The 16,470-nt window shown below is 55.4% G+C and carries 18 protein-coding genes; 14 read left to right on the top strand and 4 right to left on the bottom strand.

Annotated elements, in window-relative coordinates; translation table 11 throughout:
• The first annotated feature begins 327 nt into the window (after positions 1–327).
• From QMX93_RS24720 to QMX93_RS24745, 6 genes are all read left to right on the top strand, one after another.
• On the top strand, positions 328–588 hold the full coding sequence (locus QMX93_RS24720; RefSeq protein ID WP_053122884.1) for a DUF2790 domain-containing protein: 261 nt from the start codon (positions 328–330) through the stop codon (positions 586–588).
• 562 nt (positions 589–1,150) lie between these two features.
• Positions 1,151–2,401 (top strand): ribonucleotide-diphosphate reductase subunit beta, encoded by a 1,251-nt coding sequence (locus QMX93_RS24725; RefSeq protein WP_064119947.1) that lies wholly within the window; start codon positions 1,151–1,153, stop codon positions 2,399–2,401.
• A 348-nt stretch (positions 2,402–2,749) separates the two neighbouring features.
• Entirely contained in the window at positions 2,750–3,283 is a 534-nt protein-coding gene (locus QMX93_RS24730) for a Bro-N domain-containing protein (protein ID WP_282358280.1), read from the top strand.
• A 127-nt stretch (positions 3,284–3,410) separates the two neighbouring features.
• Positions 3,411–4,334 carry an SH3 domain-containing protein gene (locus QMX93_RS24735; RefSeq protein ID WP_282358283.1) on the top strand — a complete coding sequence of 308 codons (924 nt, stop codon included), beginning with the start codon at positions 3,411–3,413 and terminating at the stop codon, positions 4,332–4,334.
• A 160-nt stretch (positions 4,335–4,494) separates the two neighbouring features.
• Complete coding sequence (locus QMX93_RS24740) at positions 4,495–5,208, top strand: HNH endonuclease (RefSeq protein WP_282358292.1); 714 nt, start codon at positions 4,495–4,497, stop codon at positions 5,206–5,208.
• 182 nt (positions 5,209–5,390) lie between these two features.
• Entirely contained in the window at positions 5,391–6,377 is a 987-nt protein-coding gene (locus QMX93_RS24745) for a hypothetical protein (RefSeq protein ID WP_282358284.1), read from the top strand.
• Positions 6,378–6,543: 166 nt separating this feature from the next.
• On the opposite strand, the gene QMX93_RS24750 is transcribed toward QMX93_RS24745, so the two are convergent.
• Complete coding sequence (locus QMX93_RS24750) at positions 6,544–7,224, bottom strand: hypothetical protein (protein ID WP_282358285.1); 681 nt, start codon at positions 7,222–7,224, stop codon at positions 6,544–6,546.
• 374 nt (positions 7,225–7,598) lie between these two features.
• Here QMX93_RS24750 and QMX93_RS24755 point away from each other — a divergent pair, with 374 nt between their 5' ends.
• Positions 7,599–7,916 carry an XRE family transcriptional regulator gene (locus QMX93_RS24755; RefSeq protein WP_212543847.1) on the top strand — a complete coding sequence of 106 codons (318 nt, stop codon included), beginning with the start codon at positions 7,599–7,601 and terminating at the stop codon, positions 7,914–7,916.
• Here the strand turns inward: QMX93_RS24755 and QMX93_RS24760 are convergent, their stop codons facing one another.
• Complete coding sequence (locus tag QMX93_RS24760; RefSeq protein ID WP_282358286.1) at positions 7,917–9,434, bottom strand: amidase family protein; 1,518 nt, start codon at positions 9,432–9,434, stop codon at positions 7,917–7,919.
• A 361-nt stretch (positions 9,435–9,795) separates the two neighbouring features.
• Here QMX93_RS24760 and QMX93_RS24765 point away from each other — a divergent pair, with 361 nt between their 5' ends.
• Positions 9,796–10,164, top strand: coding sequence for a type II toxin-antitoxin system RelE/ParE family toxin (locus tag QMX93_RS24765; protein ID WP_159812737.1), 369 nt, complete (start codon positions 9,796–9,798; stop codon positions 10,162–10,164).
• Positions 10,151–10,471 carry a helix-turn-helix transcriptional regulator gene (locus QMX93_RS24770; RefSeq protein WP_053122912.1) on the top strand — a complete coding sequence of 107 codons (321 nt, stop codon included), beginning with the start codon at positions 10,151–10,153 and terminating at the stop codon, positions 10,469–10,471. Before QMX93_RS24765 ends, QMX93_RS24770 begins: the two co-directional genes overlap by 14 nt.
• A 12-nt stretch (positions 10,472–10,483) precedes the next feature.
• Here the strand turns inward: QMX93_RS24770 and QMX93_RS24775 are convergent, their stop codons facing one another.
• Complete coding sequence (locus tag QMX93_RS24775; RefSeq protein WP_282358287.1) at positions 10,484–11,527, bottom strand: MBL fold metallo-hydrolase; 1,044 nt, start codon at positions 11,525–11,527, stop codon at positions 10,484–10,486.
• Positions 11,528–11,742: 215 nt separating this feature from the next.
• Here QMX93_RS24775 and QMX93_RS24780 point away from each other — a divergent pair, with 215 nt between their 5' ends.
• The 3 genes from QMX93_RS24780 (at position 11,743) to QMX93_RS24790 (ending at position 14,264) form a co-directional block, all read left to right on the top strand.
• On the top strand, positions 11,743–12,351 hold the full coding sequence (locus QMX93_RS24780) for a TetR/AcrR family transcriptional regulator (protein WP_282358288.1): 609 nt from the start codon (positions 11,743–11,745) through the stop codon (positions 12,349–12,351).
• Positions 12,352–12,508: 157 nt separating this feature from the next.
• Complete coding sequence (locus QMX93_RS24785; RefSeq protein ID WP_282358289.1) at positions 12,509–13,564, top strand: diguanylate cyclase; 1,056 nt, start codon at positions 12,509–12,511, stop codon at positions 13,562–13,564.
• Between the two features lie 166 nt (positions 13,565–13,730).
• Positions 13,731–14,264 carry a DUF1003 domain-containing protein gene (locus QMX93_RS24790; protein WP_282358290.1) on the top strand — a complete coding sequence of 178 codons (534 nt, stop codon included), beginning with the start codon at positions 13,731–13,733 and terminating at the stop codon, positions 14,262–14,264.
• On the opposite strand, the gene QMX93_RS24795 is transcribed toward QMX93_RS24790, so the two are convergent.
• The gene (locus QMX93_RS24795) at positions 14,265–15,206 is read right to left on the bottom strand and encodes a LysR family transcriptional regulator (protein WP_282358291.1); all 942 of its coding nucleotides are present in this window, start codon (positions 15,204–15,206) and stop codon (positions 14,265–14,267) included. It abuts the gene before it with no gap.
• A gap of 159 nt (positions 15,207–15,365) precedes the next feature.
• Here QMX93_RS24795 and QMX93_RS24800 point away from each other — a divergent pair, with 159 nt between their 5' ends.
• Positions 15,366–16,073 carry a CTP synthase gene (locus QMX93_RS24800; RefSeq protein WP_282358293.1) on the top strand — a complete coding sequence of 236 codons (708 nt, stop codon included), beginning with the start codon at positions 15,366–15,368 and terminating at the stop codon, positions 16,071–16,073.
• Positions 16,070–16,375: an antibiotic biosynthesis monooxygenase gene (locus tag QMX93_RS24805; RefSeq protein WP_159812747.1), complete on the top strand. Its 306-nt coding sequence runs from the start codon at positions 16,070–16,072 to the stop codon at positions 16,373–16,375. Before QMX93_RS24800 ends, QMX93_RS24805 begins: the two co-directional genes overlap by 4 nt.
• Positions 16,376–16,470 lie beyond the last annotated feature (95 nt).

Genomic DNA, 16,470 nt, shown 5'->3' on the forward strand with positions numbered 1-16,470 from the left:
GCCGAAGGCTGCGATCTTTTGACCTTGCCCCTAAACATCCAGATCAAAAGATCGCAGCCTTCGGCAGCTCCTACAGGGGGATTGAGGTGGTTTCGGGGGGATTGTTACCAAATATGTGAAAAGTGTTTATCAAAACCCGGTCTGTTTACCCCCACCCCACCTCCCTAGAATTCACCTCGCCGACAAGGCAAACGCGATTAACAACGTTACAGCCCCCACGAAGGCCGTTAATCCAGCTCTCAAGTAACAACCGCAAACGATGAAGTTCCACACGCAACCCTAAAAAGGTTGCGTGACCCCACTCGACCTCAAAAAGGTAAATTTGAAATGAAAGCTTTATTGGTTCTGGCCCTCAGCAGTCTGTGCGCAACCGCCATGGCAAACGAGGTCCCGACTGATGTCGCCCAGCAAAAACCGGCCATCGAGGAATACACTTACTCGACCCACCTGGACATCGCCAACGTTGTATCGATGAGCGAAGTTCCGAATGTCTGCGAAGTTGTGCCAATGAAAATGGAATACGACGACTCCACCGGCCAGCGCCACATTCTGCGTTACAGCGTGATGGGCAACGGCTGCACTAATTGATGATTTCAGACTGCACCGAATTGGATCTCTCAGCGCTTCACTGAGGATCGATTCCAGCCCGGCTTCGGTCGGGCTCAGTTGTGTCTGGAGTCGGTCAAAAGGGTTGCAAAACACAAGATATAGTGAAAAACGCGGTTTTTTGCTCATTTCTTGAGCAACCAAAGCCCGACGAAAAAATTAATCAAAAAAAATTCTCAGGGGCCAATCCCAGCGAAAGCCCTGTAAACCCTCGCTCCGACTGAAATCCCCTTCCTGATCGACCGCCCTGCGCGCTTTCGCCCTCCCCCACGACCTCATTTTTTTCCCTATAATGCCGCCCTAATCGGGTTAGCAATATTCCCTTACAGGGATCAAAAGCCATTCTGAAGCCCCGCAGCAGTGTTCAACGCTGATTGCGCCCGTCAGAGGCTCTCGGAAACCCGGAAAAAATTCTGTTTTATTGCCTGCGTATAGCTGCAAAAAACGATTCCTTAAGATCCAACGCGGTCTGTACGACCGTGTGAAAAACCAACCAATCAGGTTTCACACGGGCGACAGGCCCTCACGCAGGAGACGACACGTCATGCTGAGCTGGGACGAATTCGACAAAGAAGACAGTGAAGTAGCAGCAGTGAAAGGCGCCAACGCCGGCCACGCTACTGAAGCCAACATGGATCGCCTCGATAACGCTGGCGGTGCCGCCGCGATCGAAGCCCGCGCCGTGACCGCCGACGACTCGGCCGCCGTGGCCCGCGCCAAGGCTGCACTGAACTCCCTCGACGTTGCCGAAGGCCTCGCCGAACTCGAAGGCGCCTCCGCCCGTGTCGCCGTTGACGAAAAGCGCATGATCAACTGCCGCGCCGACCTCAACCAACTCGTGCCATTCAAGTACGACTGGGCCTGGCAGAAATATCTGGACGGTTGCGCAAACCACTGGATGCCGCAAGAAGTCAACATGACCGCCGACATCGCCCTCTGGAAAGACCCGGAAGGCCTGACCGACGACGAGCGCCGCATCGTCATGCGCAACCTCGGCTTCTTCTCCACCGCCGACTCCCTGGTTGCCAACAACCTGGTACTGGCCGTGTACCGCCTGATCACCAACCCGGAATGCCGCCAGTACATCCTGCGCCAGGCTTTCGAAGAAGCGATCCACACCCACGCCTACCAGTACTGCATCGAATCGCTGGCCATGGATGAAGGCGAGATCTTCAACATGTACCACGAGATCCCATCGGTCGCGAAAAAAGCCGCTTGGGGCCTGAAATACACCCGTTCGATCTCCGATCCGAAGTTCGAAACCGGCACCCCGGACACCGACAAAGAGTTGCTGCGCAACCTGATCGCCTACTACTGCGTTCTGGAAGGCATCTTCTTCTACTGCGGCTTCACCCAAATCCTCTCCATGGGCCGCCGCAACAAAATGACCGGCGTCGCCGAGCAGTTCCAATACATCCTGCGCGACGAATCCATGCACCTGAACTTCGGCATCGACGTGATCAACCAGATCAAAATCGAAAACCCGCACCTGTGGGATGCTGAGATGAAGGAAGAAGCGACCCAGATGATTCTGCAGGGTACGCAGCTGGAGATTGAATACGCGCGTGACACCATGCCTCGCGGGGTGTTGGGCATGAACGCGGCGATGATGGAGGACTACCTGAAGTTCATCGCTAACCGTCGGTTGTCGCAGATTGGTTTGAAGGAAGAGTATCCAGGGACGACTAACCCGTTCCCTTGGATGAGCGAGATTATGGACTTGAAGAAAGAGAAGAATTTCTTTGAGACTCGTGTGATCGAATACCAAACTGGTGGTGCGTTGAGCTGGGACTAATAGTCTCGCTTGGCACGATTTGACGATTGCGGTTTGAGTCGGCGAGTCGAGAAAGCAAAAAGCCCCGATCTGATCGGGGCTTTTTTATGGGCGATTGGTAATCATATTTACGCCTACGTCACAGCGTTCAATCTCCTACAGCACTTACAGCCTCTTCCCATTGAAGCCTGCCACGAGCACTACTAAGCTCTATCGCAGGTGCCTAAGAAACGCCCAACGTAGAAAGCTTGGTCAGTGACACAGACGCGTAATTCGTCGGTGGCAACTGCTCTGCTCGTTGGGATTTCTTAAGTCCGCTCTACGTTGGAGTCAGGCCCTCTCAAAATCTAAAACGTAGAGGTCATAGATATGCCTTATCCATGCTCGGTAACCGTCTTCTCTCGCCACAAACTTTCTCTGCATGCCCTTCTATTAGAGAACCAGCCTTGGTTCTCCGCTCGTGATGTTGGCCGCTTGATGGGTTTCCATCTGAATGATCGGGTGATCAACAAGCTAGATAGCGATCAACGCCGCGTCATGTGGATTGAGTACTTTCGAGAACCTGAACAGCATCTGATGCTCAGTGAATCTGGGGTGTATGCGTTGTTGGTCTATCACTACGTTCCGGGGAATCGGTTGTTGCGGGAGTGGCTGACCAATGAGGTAGTGCCAACCTTGCGGGATGCTGCAGATTCAGGAGATTCGAATCGGCCAATGTTGAGCTTGTTGGATTGGCCGGAGATGTCTTTGAGTTTGCTGCATTGGCAGGATGAGGGCTGGATTCGGCTAAGGGATATGCCGTTTCTGTTGCAGGATCAAAAACAACGGAGAGTAACGACTACTAAGCCTTGGTGGTGGAAGGCGATGCAACTGTTTCTTTCGTCGAGACGTTCGATGAGTTAGTGCTGCACTTGTAGGATCACGCGTGAGCCCCATCGCCAGCAAATGTAGTATTTTTCCTAGACAGTCGTGATGACCACTCAGTATCGTTCGAGTGCTTTAGACCTCGGACGATTCTAGGAATACGGAAATGAGCACCAACGATTGGAGCGATGTGGAGATTCAAGCAACGGTCGAGGCTTACTTCCGAATGTTGCTGCGTGAACAAAGTGGTCAGACCGTCAATAAAGCTCATGAGAATCGTGTGCTACGTGAGGGAGTTTTAAATAGTCGTACTAAAGCCTCTGTTGAGTTTCGGATGCAGAACATTTCTGCAGTATTCGAAGAGCTGGGCTTACAACGTATTTCAGGCTATAAACCAGCCAAAAATATTGGCTTAGCCGTCAGCAACCGAATTCGAAAAGCAACAGCGAGCCTCAATAATATTGAAGTTCTTGCCCTCGCACCTGAATGGTTTGAAGAGCAGAAAAACTCCCTCCTCTATAACTACCTGACCTCTCATTCACCCGAAGCTCATAGAACCACAAAACATTTTACATTCGACTCTGCACACTTCGATACAAGCACAGAAACCCTCTACACTCCTCCGTCTAACAAGCTTGATCTGGAAAAAGAAATAGTTGAAGTCATTGAAAATGGAGCGAGCCTTACTGAGCTTTCAGTGGACGCATACAGATACCTTTCAGTGTTCCTTACTTTCTTCTGGGATAAATTGCAGAAATTTTTAAACGTAATCGCCCTAGCCGCCCTGATCACAACGTCATACAGCGCTACAGAAGCATCAAAAACCCCCGAAGAAATTCGCGCGACAGTTAAGTCGCTAACAAGTGAACAACGTGCGCTGCTCAAGGGTTATAGCGTCGTTACGGCTGACGAAGTCATCCTGCGCGCAACACCTAACAAAAACTCAGATGAATTAGCCCGCCTGCCAAAGGGAGAATGGGTCGAGAACATTCATGGTGACACGTCCTCCTGGATTAAAGTCAAGGCAGATGTCGACGGTGAAGATGTGGAAGGCTGGATCTATCGAAGTTATCTAGTGAAGCTCCAATAAAGAAGGCCGAGAAGCCTGCGGCTTTCGTTGCCAGCAGATGAAATGGTGCAACGTCCTAGGACGAGCTTGAGAGAAAGATCCATCATTGGTGTAGGATTTTTCGTAGACAACAGTGATGGCCACTCAGTATCGTCCGAGGATTTCCATCCTCGGCGATTTTATGAGCACAACGAACAAAGATAGCGATTGGAGCATTGCTGAGGTTAGGGCCGCCATAGATGCCTATCTGAAAATGCTCGCGTTAGAGAAACGCGGTCAAAGGTTTGTTAAGACCGCAGAGAATCTCGCCCTGCGCGAAACGGCACTACCGAATCGAACAAAAGGCTCGGTCGAATTCCGTATGCAGAACATCTCCGCTGTTCTGATGAAAATGCATCAAGAATTCATCAAAGGATATAAGCCCGCCCGAAACGTTGGCTCAAATGTTGAGCAGTCAATTCGAGCAGTGCTGATTGAAAAAGGCGTGAAGCCTGGAGACCCGACAGCTCCTACTGCTGATGAGGAAACTCTGGAGCAAAGGGCGGTCGCACTGGAAAAACTGCCACTTGGAGATGAACCGGTTGGGATTCTGAAGCCCAAGCGCGCTCCATCACCAGGCACTGCCTACATTCGCGACCCGAAAGTAAGAGCTTGGGTTCGGAAGAAGGCTAAAGGTGTATGCGAGGGATGTAAGAAACCTGCGCCCTTCACAAAAAATGACTCACCCTATCTTGAAGTCCACCACGTTAAGCACTTGGCAAATAAAGGGTCTGATCGAACCAGCAACGCTGTGGCGCTCTGCCCAAACTGTCATAGACGCTGTCACCATTCGAACGACAGCGAGGCGTTCACTGAGTCGCTATATCTGAGCGTGAAGCGGCTGAGACGGGAGTGAAGGGATCCCCTCACTTCACAGCATTGCTGCGGGATCAGGACGTCAAGATCAAGGATTGAGGTGATACCACCAATTGCAGGCTCATCCCCACAAATCCCGCATCATCCTGAAAACAATCAGTGCAACCCGCCCCGCCTCCCGCTATTAATACCCCTCCCCCACTCAAGGATCCGAGCCCCACCATGAAATTCGATCTCGCCTACTGCCTCAGCCTCGACGACAAGTTGTCGATCTATGATGTTCGCGATCTCAATTTCGATGAGACGGTGGCGTTTGACTCTGCGAAGGAACACTTCCAGTGCCCCAACGATGCCTGTCGTTCGGCGTTCGAGGCCTCCAATGAGTTGGGTACGTTCAACGCCAAGAACGTGAATTACGTTCGCACGCCGCACTTCAAAAACCTGCCCACTACGCAGCATGTGGCGGGTTGTCCGTATGTGAGTTTGAAGGCTTCAGCGTCTGGCGTTGAGACGGCGGATGGCGAGGTGGATGACGGGCGTGAGGAACATTTCCCATCAGAGTTGTTGCTGACCCGGCGCGAGTATGTGCGCAAGCCTGCCGCGCCAGCGGGGGCGGCGGATGTGTTGCGCGAAGATCCGGTGCGGGTGGCGGCGGACAGTGGTAAAGAGTCGGCAGGTCGTGAGTCGGCGCCGGACAAGACCAGTGTGTTTGCGCATCCGGTGGAGTGTTTTGTTTCCAACTTCGCGGACAAGGAGTTGCTCAAGCGGATGCCGTTGAAGGTCGGCGAGCATTCGGCGCCGTACAGTTCGTTCTTCAAGAAGATTGAGTATCTGACGGACAACAAGGGGCTGATTTACTGGGGGCGGATCAAGAAGATCGAGGAGTTCCACAGTGCCAGTTTTCGTATCGATTTCGAGGACAAGGTCTGGTTCAAGAAGACCGAGGACAGTAAGAAGAAGCCGTATCCGGTCAGTGTTTATCTGAACAAGAAGCTGATCGACAACTACCGCAAGCGCAAGGCGTTTCTGGAAGAGATCAAGCACGCGGTGGATAGCGACAAGGCGTTGTTCTGTTTCTTCTATGGGGTGACGCCGGAGTTGAAGCAGGTGCCCGGCAAGAAGAACCCCGAAAAGCCTTTCGAGGTCTTCAATGCCAATATCGAGAACCTGGATCACTTCATTATTCGTGAGGCGCCGGGGCTGGAGTGACGGTTAGCCTTGGGGTAGTTGCAGGTTGACGGCGCCAGCAGGCTGACTATGTCGGGATAAAGAACTGCTGGAGCGACGCTCATACTGCTCAGCATTCTCCCCCTGCAACATACGAGCGTGATTACTGATGACTTCGCGCCCGAGTTGCTCAAGCATGGGCTGCACCCTAGCGCCTATGACAAGCATTGATCTCTCGCCACGCCTCCAGACGTCGCTTCAAGGCACGTTCGATACCCGCCTCATCAACTGCGCAATATTCACGCAACCAGTGAGCGACCATTTCGACATTCGGCCAGTACATATCTTTCTGACCTTTGCTGCGTCTGGGCGTGTCATTCATCGCGGCATCGAAACCAATGGCTGCCCGTTCACCCGGTGGTAAACAGCCCGACTCAGATGCACTGCCTTGGAAATACCAGGCAATTTCATCAATGTGTTTTTGCGCACTGCGATGGCTACGCCGATAAAACCTGTAATCGTGACAGCCTTGATCCATGCGCTCCGGCATGACACCGGCATCGACCCAATCCATAAAGCCGTGATTGATCGCATCGCGGATCAATCCTTCACGCCAACGATCAGCAAACCAGGCAACGAAACCTTCTGCGTCGGCTTTTTTCGCCTCGGCGAAGACCATGCAGTAACGGGTTTGCACATGGATAACCAACAATATGTGCTTACGTTGCACCGTGATCGCATGGACTAGCCATTGCTCTACGGAATTGCTGGCCTCGTCATCTTCAATGGCCTTCGACGGGGGGTTGTTGTCCACCGGCGTGATTTTTTTGCCTTTGTGAACCCGGCTGAAAAATTTGCTGGCAGCTTCGGTGCAATTGAAGATCAACATGCGTTTTCTCTTTTGAATACCGAGGCCATCTGAGATCAACCGAGTATCCACTTCACTGATCTCGTGCCCTTCCCAGTGTCGCCTGAAGGAAAGCTACCCACACGGTGTCGGAGTTTTCTGCAACGTCCCAACACACGTCAAACACTCCCACAGCCGACGGAGCAGTTACCCGTAAGCTTGCCTACCTTCAATCGTTCTTTGCACCGCAAACCGGGCCGAGCTTCAGCGAGCAGCGACGACTCGGTCAGGCACCGTCCGTCTGGTTGGAGGCGGCGAATCAGGGAAAATCAAAAAATGCGTTTGATCCCGGCCGAAAACAACTGTACAAAAACACAGTATATTTTCAATCAGCACTCTTGAGCCCGGAGCACACCATGGCCACTTCTGCGATGAACCTCATTCTCGAACATATCGCGCTTTTCCAGTTTACCCCGACGCATTGCGTACAGGCCCGAGCCATGCTCGGCTGGAGCGCTGAGCAGTTGTCGCGTGAGGCCCAGGTGTCTGTCGAAGACATTCAGCGGTTTGAGGCGCAGCAGGATGTGGCCGATGCGGCGCGTCTGGCATTGGCGTATCGCTTGGAAGCGCAGGGGTTGGTGTTCTTTCCCGGGTTCGCGCCGGGCCGTAAATTAAATCCCCAGGCTATGCAGCAGAATGCTGTCGAGCGTGGGGATTTTGCTCAGGTCGGATGATTACTTGAAGGCAGGATGACGCAGTTCGGCCGAGGCTTGTTCATAGCTGTAGGCCATGGCGAACAGTTGCGGCTCGCTCCAGGCTTTGCCGAAAAAGAACACCGAGGTCGGCAGTCCGTCATCGTCCATGCCCGATGGCACAGTGATCGCTGGATAGCCGGCGACGGCGGCGGCGAACTGCGAGTAGCCGTCGGCTTCGGCAATCATTGCGTCGAGGTTGTGTTCTTGCAGTTGTTCGTCGATGGCGCCCTTGAATTTTTCGCTGATGGTTGCGAGCGAAGCACGTGCCTGATCATGGGTCATGTCCATATCGTTGATCGCTTCGAGCATGCTTTGTCCGTGACCTTCAATGCCGGGATTGATTTTGTTGAAGTCGATCAGCGCTTGCAGCGACTGAATTGGCAGGTCGGGACGGCTGGCGAAGTATTCGGGCAATTCGTGTTTCATTCCGCCCATCAGGCTGGGGATGTAGCCATCGATGTCTGGCAAACGAACCGTTACGGGCACGATCGTGGCGCCTTGTTCCTGCATTGCAGCCATGGCCATTAGAAATTCGACGCCGGGTGTCAGAGGCGTACCGTTTGTGCCGACATAGGCAACGGGATAGCCGATGCGTTTGCCTTGCAGAGCATCGTTGCTCAGCAGCGCGGTGTAATCGACACCTTTCGGTGCGCCCGAGGTGGCCGAGTCCGCTGCATCGATGCCTTGCATGAGGTTTAAGGTCAGCGCCGCATCGCGAACGGTTCGGCTTAAGGTTCCAGGAGTGTCTTGCAGTCGAGTGATCGGCACGATCCCGGATCGGCTTAACAGACCTAATGTCGGTTTGACGCCAACCACGCCGTTAGCCGAGGCCGGGCACGTGATCGAACCGTTGGTTTCAGTGCCCAGGGAAATTGGGGCGTAACCTGCTGCCACAGCAGAGGCGGAACCGGAGCTGGAGCCGCAGGTGCTTTCACTCGCCAGATGTGGGTTTTTCCCTTGGCCACCGCGACCGCTCCAGCCATGTGGCAGATCCATGTCCCGCACGTAAGCCCATTCACTCATGTTGGTTTTGCCCAACACAATCGCGCCAGCATCCCGTAATTGCTTAACCACGAAAGCATCAGCGGCAGCCGGCTGACCGACCATCGCCAAAGAACCCGCGCTGGTTTGCAGACTGTCGGCGGTATCGAAGTTGTCTTTGAGCAGCACGGGAATGCCATGCAGCGCGCCCCGCGTCTGACCTGCTGCGCGCTCTTCATCCAGTGCCTTGGCGATATCGAGCGCTTGCGGGTTGAGCTCGATAACGGCGTGAAGGGCCGGGCCTTGTTTATCCAGGTCAGCGATTCGCTGCGTGAGGTGCTCAACTAGTGCGACGGCAGTCAGTTCATTGTTCGCCATCAGGGTGCCGAGTTCAGTAACGCTGGCGTATTCGAGCGGGGTATTCGCGGTGGCAGCGTTGGCAATGGTCGTGGCTGTCAGCGAAATCAGGATTGCTTGCGCCAGCGTGTATATGCGGCGTTTAAAGGGGTGTTTCACGCGGATCATCCTTGTATGAAAAAACGCGAGTGACTCATTCACTCGCGATACAGCCTACCGACACCGTCAGAAAGCGCTGTCAGCAACAAGGACAATCAGCAGTAGGAAAAGTCAGCCTGACTTGTAGCCGCTACACGGGGTGGAGGCTTTTTCTGACGTGATTTCTTCCAGATTCAGCCAGCATTTGTGCACTGAAAATCTGAGATCGGAAAATGGTTTCACCCGCATACAAAACGCATTTGATTCCAGCAAATATTAACTGTACAAAAAACCAGTACACCCTAAATCACGCCTAAGTCTCAACCAGGCGTTAGCAATGAAAAGGATCGTTGACCATTATCCCAACATAGGTATATTTTGAATGTGTGCAAGGAAGCCGCTCTTGTGGGTGTGTAGCAGCAAAAAAGACCTGAAGCAGATGCCCACAGACGTGCAGGACGTTTTCGGTTATGCACTGGATCTCGCCCAAAATGGGCTGAAGCACCCAGATGCAAAACCTTTGAAGGGCTTTGGCGGTGCAGGAGTATTGGAACTGGTGGAGAACTTCGATACCAACACCTATCGCGCCGTTTACACAGTTCGTTTCGACAGCGCTGTTTACGTTTTGCACTGTTTCCAGAAGAAGGCGACGTCTGGAATCAAAACCGCTCAGTCGGACATTGAGCTAATCCGAAACCGACTTAGAGCTGCCCAGAATCACGCCAAAGGATCATCAAATGATAGAAATTGAAGAAGGCAGCGGCAACGTCTACCAAGACCTCGGCTTGCCCAATGCCAGTGAAATGCAGGTCAAATCACAACTCGCGGCCAAGATCGGCGAAATCATAAAGGCACGCCATCTGACCCAAATTCAAGCTTCGGAAATTCTGGGTTTGTCTCAGCCCAAACTCTCCGAAATGCTTCGCGGGAAATTTCGCGGTATCAGTGAAGCCAAGATGATGGAGTGTCTTTCTCGGCTCGGACGAGACGTACAAATAGTGGTGAAATCAGCCCCTCGTTCAAGGAAAGAGGGGCGTATTGAGGTGGTATTCGCTTGACGCGATAAGGCGTCAGGCGCCCTGCACCGCTGCTTCAGTCTCACCTTCAACCGTCAACCACCACGCACTCCCCCGCTGCGGCTGCGCCAGATTAAACGCCTCGCCCATCTGCGGCGTCGTGATCGTCACACTGCGCTCCCAAGCCAGCGCGAGGATTCGGTCGAACGGTTCGTGCCACGCATGCATGGCCAGGTCGAACGTGCCGTTGTGGATTGGAAATAGCCAGCGGCCCTTGAGGTCGATGTGCGCTTGCAGGGTTTGTTCCGGTTGCATGTGCACGTGTGGCCATTCGACGTTGTAGGCGCCGGTTTCCATCAGGGTCAGGTCGAACGGGCCGTATTCTTCGCCGATGCGTTTGAAGCCGTCGAAGTAGCCGCTGTCGCCGCTGAAGAAGATGCGCGTGTCTCCGTCGATCATCACCCACGACGCCCAGAGTGTGCTGTTGCCGTCGAACAGGCCTCGACCGGAGAAGTGTTGCGACGGGGTGGCGATGAAGCGGATGCCGGCGATTTCGGTGCCCTGCCACCAGTCGTACTGGCGCACTTTGCTGGCGTCGATGCCCCATTTGATCAGGGTGTCGCCGACGCCGAGCGGGGTCAGGAAGTAGTTGGTTTTGTCGGCGAGTTTGAGTACGGCTTGGTAGTCGAGGTGGTCGTAGTGGTTGTGCGACAGGATCACCGCTTCGATCGGCGGCAATTGGTCGATGCTGATGGGTGGCTGGTGAAAACGTTTCGGGCCGGCCCATTGCACGGGCGAAGCACGCTCGGCAAAGACCGGGTCGGTGATCCAGAATTTGTCGCGCATCTTCAATAGAAGAGTTGAGTGGCCGAGGCGATAGACGCTGTGGTTCGGCGCGGCCAGCAGGTCTTCGCGGGTCAGCGCTTGCACAGGGATCGGCGCGGCGGGCCGGGTGTCGCGGGGTTTATGGAAGATCATGTTCCACATGATCCGCAACATTTTGCGCAGGCCTTCGCGCTGCACCGGCGCGTGGTTGCGGAACAGCCCTTGAGCCTGACGTGAGGCTTCGGGTGTTGAAGCGGGATTTGGGTTGGCCATGACTGAATGACTCCTGAAAAACCGGGGAATTCACGGCGTTTCACGGTGGGACGATAAATGGCCAAGGCTGCACGCACAGGCCGAACTGTCTGTTTTTTAGGTTGCGAGGATTAACGCAACATTACACTGAGCGGTGTAGTTTCTAGGTTGCATCAAACACGATGACAAGTAAACTACCGAGTGTAATTTCATTCATTTCCTGCCGAAGCTTACTTATGACAGCTCCACAGCGCCTCACCGACCGTAAACGCGAAGCCATTATTCAAGCGGCGATTGCCGAATTTCGTGCCAATGGATTCGAGGTCACCAGCATGGATAAGATCGCCGCGACGGCGGGTGTGTCGAAGCGCACGGTGTACAACCATTTCCCCAGCAAGGAAGAGCTGTTCGCCGAGATTCTGAATCAATTGTGGGCGCGGATCAGCGCAGAAATGCGCGAACCGTATTGCGCCGACAAGCCTTTGCGCGAGCAGCTGCGGCAGATGCTGTTGGCCAAATTGCTGATGATGGCCGACGACAATTTCCTCGGCCTGGCGCGGGTCGCGATTGCCGCCACCATCCATTCCCCGGAGCGTGCGCAGAACATGGTGGCGCGCATGGGCGAACGCGAAGAAGGCCTGACGGTGTGGATTCGTGCGGCGGTGGCCGACGGTCGATTGAAACCTATCGATCCGGAGTTCGCCGCGCATCAGGTTCAAGGCCTGCTGAAGTCGTTTGGCTTCTGGCCACAGATTTCCATGGGCCAACCGCCGCTGGATGCCGAGATGCAGAACACCGTCGTTGAATCGGCTCTGGACATGTTTCTCGGCTGTTATCAGCTCTAAATCGCCGCTCTCCTGCGTGAGCCATCGATTAATGGCTCGGAAGGACACTGATCATTGCCGTTGGAATAAATGACAATGTCCGACAATCGACCGACAGACGGTCGACCTGAGGAAATATACTGCAAAGTATTTCAGGACGAATCTCGCGCAGGACACCATGGAAAACAATCGCGGCAAAGGCTTGTCATTCGCCAGACGTATTTACCTGCCCCGGATCATCGGTCTGGGCGTCGGGTTTTTCTGTGTCGGCGCCGCGCTGTATCCGCTGAACATGCCGGGCTGGATCTGGGCACTGTTGCTGTTTAACGGCTTTGCCTGGCCGCATCTGGCGTATCAGATCTCCACGCGCTCTGCGTTCCCCTATCAGGCCGAGCGCCGCAACATGCTTTATGACTCGCTGTGCGGCGGGTTCTGGGCGGCGAGTTTTCAGTTCAATCCGCTGGCGACCGTGACCATTCTGTCGATGATGACCATGAACAACGTGGCGGCCGGTGGCCAGCGACTGTTCGTGTTTGGCGCCCTCGCCCAACTCGTCGGCGTGTTGCTGGGCTGGTCGATCTTCGGTTTCAAATTCAGTCTGACGATGACACAGGCGCAAGTCTGGGCCTGCTTGCCGATGCTCACCTTGTATCCGCTGGCGCTGGGCATGGTTTGTTATCGACTGGCGATCAAACTGTCCCAGCATAAACGTGCGTTGAGTGCGCTCAGCCGAACCGACAGCCTGACCGGCTTGCTTAATCACGGCGCTTGGAAAGACCTGCTGCATCTGAAGTTTCAGCAGTGTCGTCAGCACAACACGCAAGCCACATTGGCGTTGATCGATATCGATCATTTCAAAGTGATCAACGACAGTTATGGGCACATCGTTGGCGATGCCGCGCTGCGTCAATTGGGTCAGGAGCTCAAGCGTATGCTCGATGAATATGAGTTGGCCGGGCGTTATGGCGGTGATGAGTTTTGCGTGATTCTGCCGACGTTGCCATTGGTCAAAGCCGAGGTGTTGATGGAGCAGTTGCGCGAGGCACTGGAGCAGTATCGCCATCCGGATGTGCCGGATTTGCGGGTGAGTTTGAGTATTGGCCTGGCGCGCTATCAGGCCGGGTATAAGGACGCGGTGGATTGGCTGGAGGATGCGGACAAGGCGTTGTATACGGCGAAACATACGGGGCGCAATACGATCAGTGTCGCATTGGCGCATGACGCCAGAGTTTGAGGGACGGTGGCGCCGCCTTCGCGAGCAAGCCCGCTCCCACAATTTGACCGAGTTTCATCAGTAGGAATGCAGTTCAAATGTGGGAGCGAGCCTGCTCGCGAAGAGGCCGGCAGCCACAACGCAAGACTATAGTGATGCACAGCCACCCAACCCCGCCGAGCCCATCATGACCCCTGACCCATCCGAAAAATCCACCACCGACCCCACCGATCACCTGCGCTTCCACCGCCCTCACGCCCACCTCGCCACCACCTTCGGCAACGACACTTTCGCTCTACGCGCCGAGGCCTTTGCGCGGTTTTTCGGCACGCCGACATTTCTCGGCGCGCAAACCCTGATCGTGTTGCTGTGGGTCTGCCTCAACGTTTTCGGCGTGACCACGTTCGACGTTTACCCGTTCATCCTGCTCAACCTCGCGTTCAGCCTGCAATCGGCCTACGCCGCGCCGCTGATTCTGCTCGCGCAAACCCGCCAGGCCGCGCGCGACAAGGCGCAATCCGACGCCGACGCCCAGCACCGTGAAGACCTCGCGCGAGCTAATACTGAGCGTCAGGCTCAAGCGGCACAGAACACTGCGCAGTTACTGGAATTGCTGGAGCAAAACACCCGCCTCACTGAAATGACCAAGAGCCTGACCGAGCGCATCGAAAGTCTCACCAGCGAGATGCACGATCACATGCGCCAGTCTGCGCAGCGCTGATCACGGCAGACGCAGCGCCCGCCCAAGTTCATCGAACAGCGTGACCACCGAGCGCAACGCCCGGCAATCCGGACGGGTCAGCAGCCACAGCGCGGTGTCGTAACCGTGCAACGGTTCGCTCAAGGCTTGCAGGTCATCGCCCATCAGAAAATCCGGCAATGCCGCCACACCGAGCCCGGCGCGTACCAACTCCGTCACCGAGAGCATGCTGTTGCAGCGATAACCCGGCACCACGCCCGGCAAGTGCTGACGGCGCCAGGCGATGGTCGGGTGATCGGGCAGAAAGTCGTCCGGGGCGATCCAGGTCAGCGCGGCCAGATCTGTAGGATCGACGTTCTGCAGATAGCGCGGACTGGCACAGACCCTGTAGGAAATCTTCGCCAGTTGCCGTCCGACCAGATGCTCCGGCGGAGTGCGTGTCAGACGCAGGGCAATGTCGGCATCGCGGCGGCTGAGGTTGGCGAAGTCGTTGGAGGTGCTCAGTTCGATGGTCAGCGCCGGGTAGTTGGGCATGAACTGCGCCAGCGCCGGCAGCAGCAGGCCTTGCAGTACCGAGTCGGTGCAGGTCAGACGCACCGTGCCGCTGATCACTTCGCCGCCCTGCTCCACGCCAATGCGTGCCGCTTCGAGGGCTTGCTCGGCGCGTTCGGCCTGCTCGGCGAGGTTCTGTGCGAGGGTGGTCGGCAGGTAACCGGCGCGGCTTTTTTCGAAGAGTTGCTGGCCGAGCGCGGCTTCGAGACGGCGCACGGCGCGGAATACGGTGGAGACGTCTACTTTTAGCAGCTGAGATGCACGGGCCAGAGAGCCGCCGCGCACTAAAGCGAGGATCAGGGCCAGATCGGGGTAGTCGAGCTGATAGTGCGCCGCTGCATTGATCACTTGGGGAAACGCCAATATCGAGTGCGTGAGCGCCAATCTATAGTGAGTGGCGTTAGCGGGCAATCACACCTTCTTCAAAGCAAACGCAAAACTCTGTGGTGAGGGGATTTATCCCCGTTCGGCTGCGAAGCAGTCGTCGGTCTTGAAATCTTGGGGCCGCTTCGCTGCCCAACGGGGATAAATCCCCTCGCCACAGGGGTTCATCGATCTATTCAAAAAGGAATTTACATGGACGCTGTTTCCATCGCCCTCATCGGCGATTACGACCCGCAGGTGACGGCCCACCAGGCCATCCCCGTCGCCCTTGGGCTGGTCGCTGAACACCTCGCCCGCCCCGTGCATTTCGAATGGCTGGCCACCGACCAGATCCACGTCGATACCGCGCTGCATCGTTTCGACGGTATCTGGTGCGTCCCCGCCAGCCCTTACAAAAGCGAAGCCGGCGCTCTGCGGGCCATCCGTTTTGCCCGCGAGCAGCAGCGACCTTTCCTCGGCACCTGCGGTGGTTTTCAACATGCCGTGCTGGAATTTTCCCGCAACGTATTGGGCTGGGTCGACGCCGAGCATGGCGAAACCTCGCCCGAATCCGAACGTGCTTTGCTCACGCCCTTGACCTGCTCACTGGTCGAAGCGGTGGGCAGCATTCATTTGATTCCCGGCTCGCTGATCGCCAAGGCGTACGAAACGTCGGAAATTGAGGAAGGCTATCGCTGCCGCTACGGTGTGAATCCGCAGTTCGAGGGTGATCTTCTGAGCAATGGCCTACACGCCACAGGTCATGATTCGGCGGGGGATTTACGCGCGATCGAGCTCAAGGATCATCGGTTCTTCATCGCGACGTTGTTCCAGCCGGAACGCGCGGCGCTCAAAGGGAAAATCCCGCCGCTGGTGCGGGCGTTTGTCGAAGCTTGCGTGGAGGCACGGCAATGACCTCGTGTTTTGCGGTGATCTTTACCTCGACGCGCACCGAGGGTGATAACGGTTATGCCGCAGCCGCCGAGCGCATGGAAGAACTGGTGAATATGCAACCGGGGTATCTCGGTGTGGAGTCGGTTCGTGGGGCGGATGGTGTCGGCATTACTGTGTCGTATTGGGAGAGTGAGGCGGCGATTCTTGCGTGGCGGCAGAATCCTGAGCATCGGGTGATTCAGGAGCGTGGGCGATCGATTTGGTATTCGAAGTTTCATACGCGGGTTTGCCGGGTTGAGCGGGAGTATCGGTTTGGGCAGTGAGGATGGCGGCGCAGTCTAGGCCGCCTTCGCGAGCAAGCTCGGCTCCTACAAAAGATTTGCGAGCGCCACCAATCCTTGTAGGAGCCGAGCTTGCT

The sequence above is a fragment of the Pseudomonas sp. PS01303 genome (assembly GCF_029959385.1).
In the GTDB taxonomy this organism is placed as follows: Bacteria; Pseudomonadota; Gammaproteobacteria; order Pseudomonadales; family Pseudomonadaceae; genus Aquipseudomonas; species Aquipseudomonas rustica.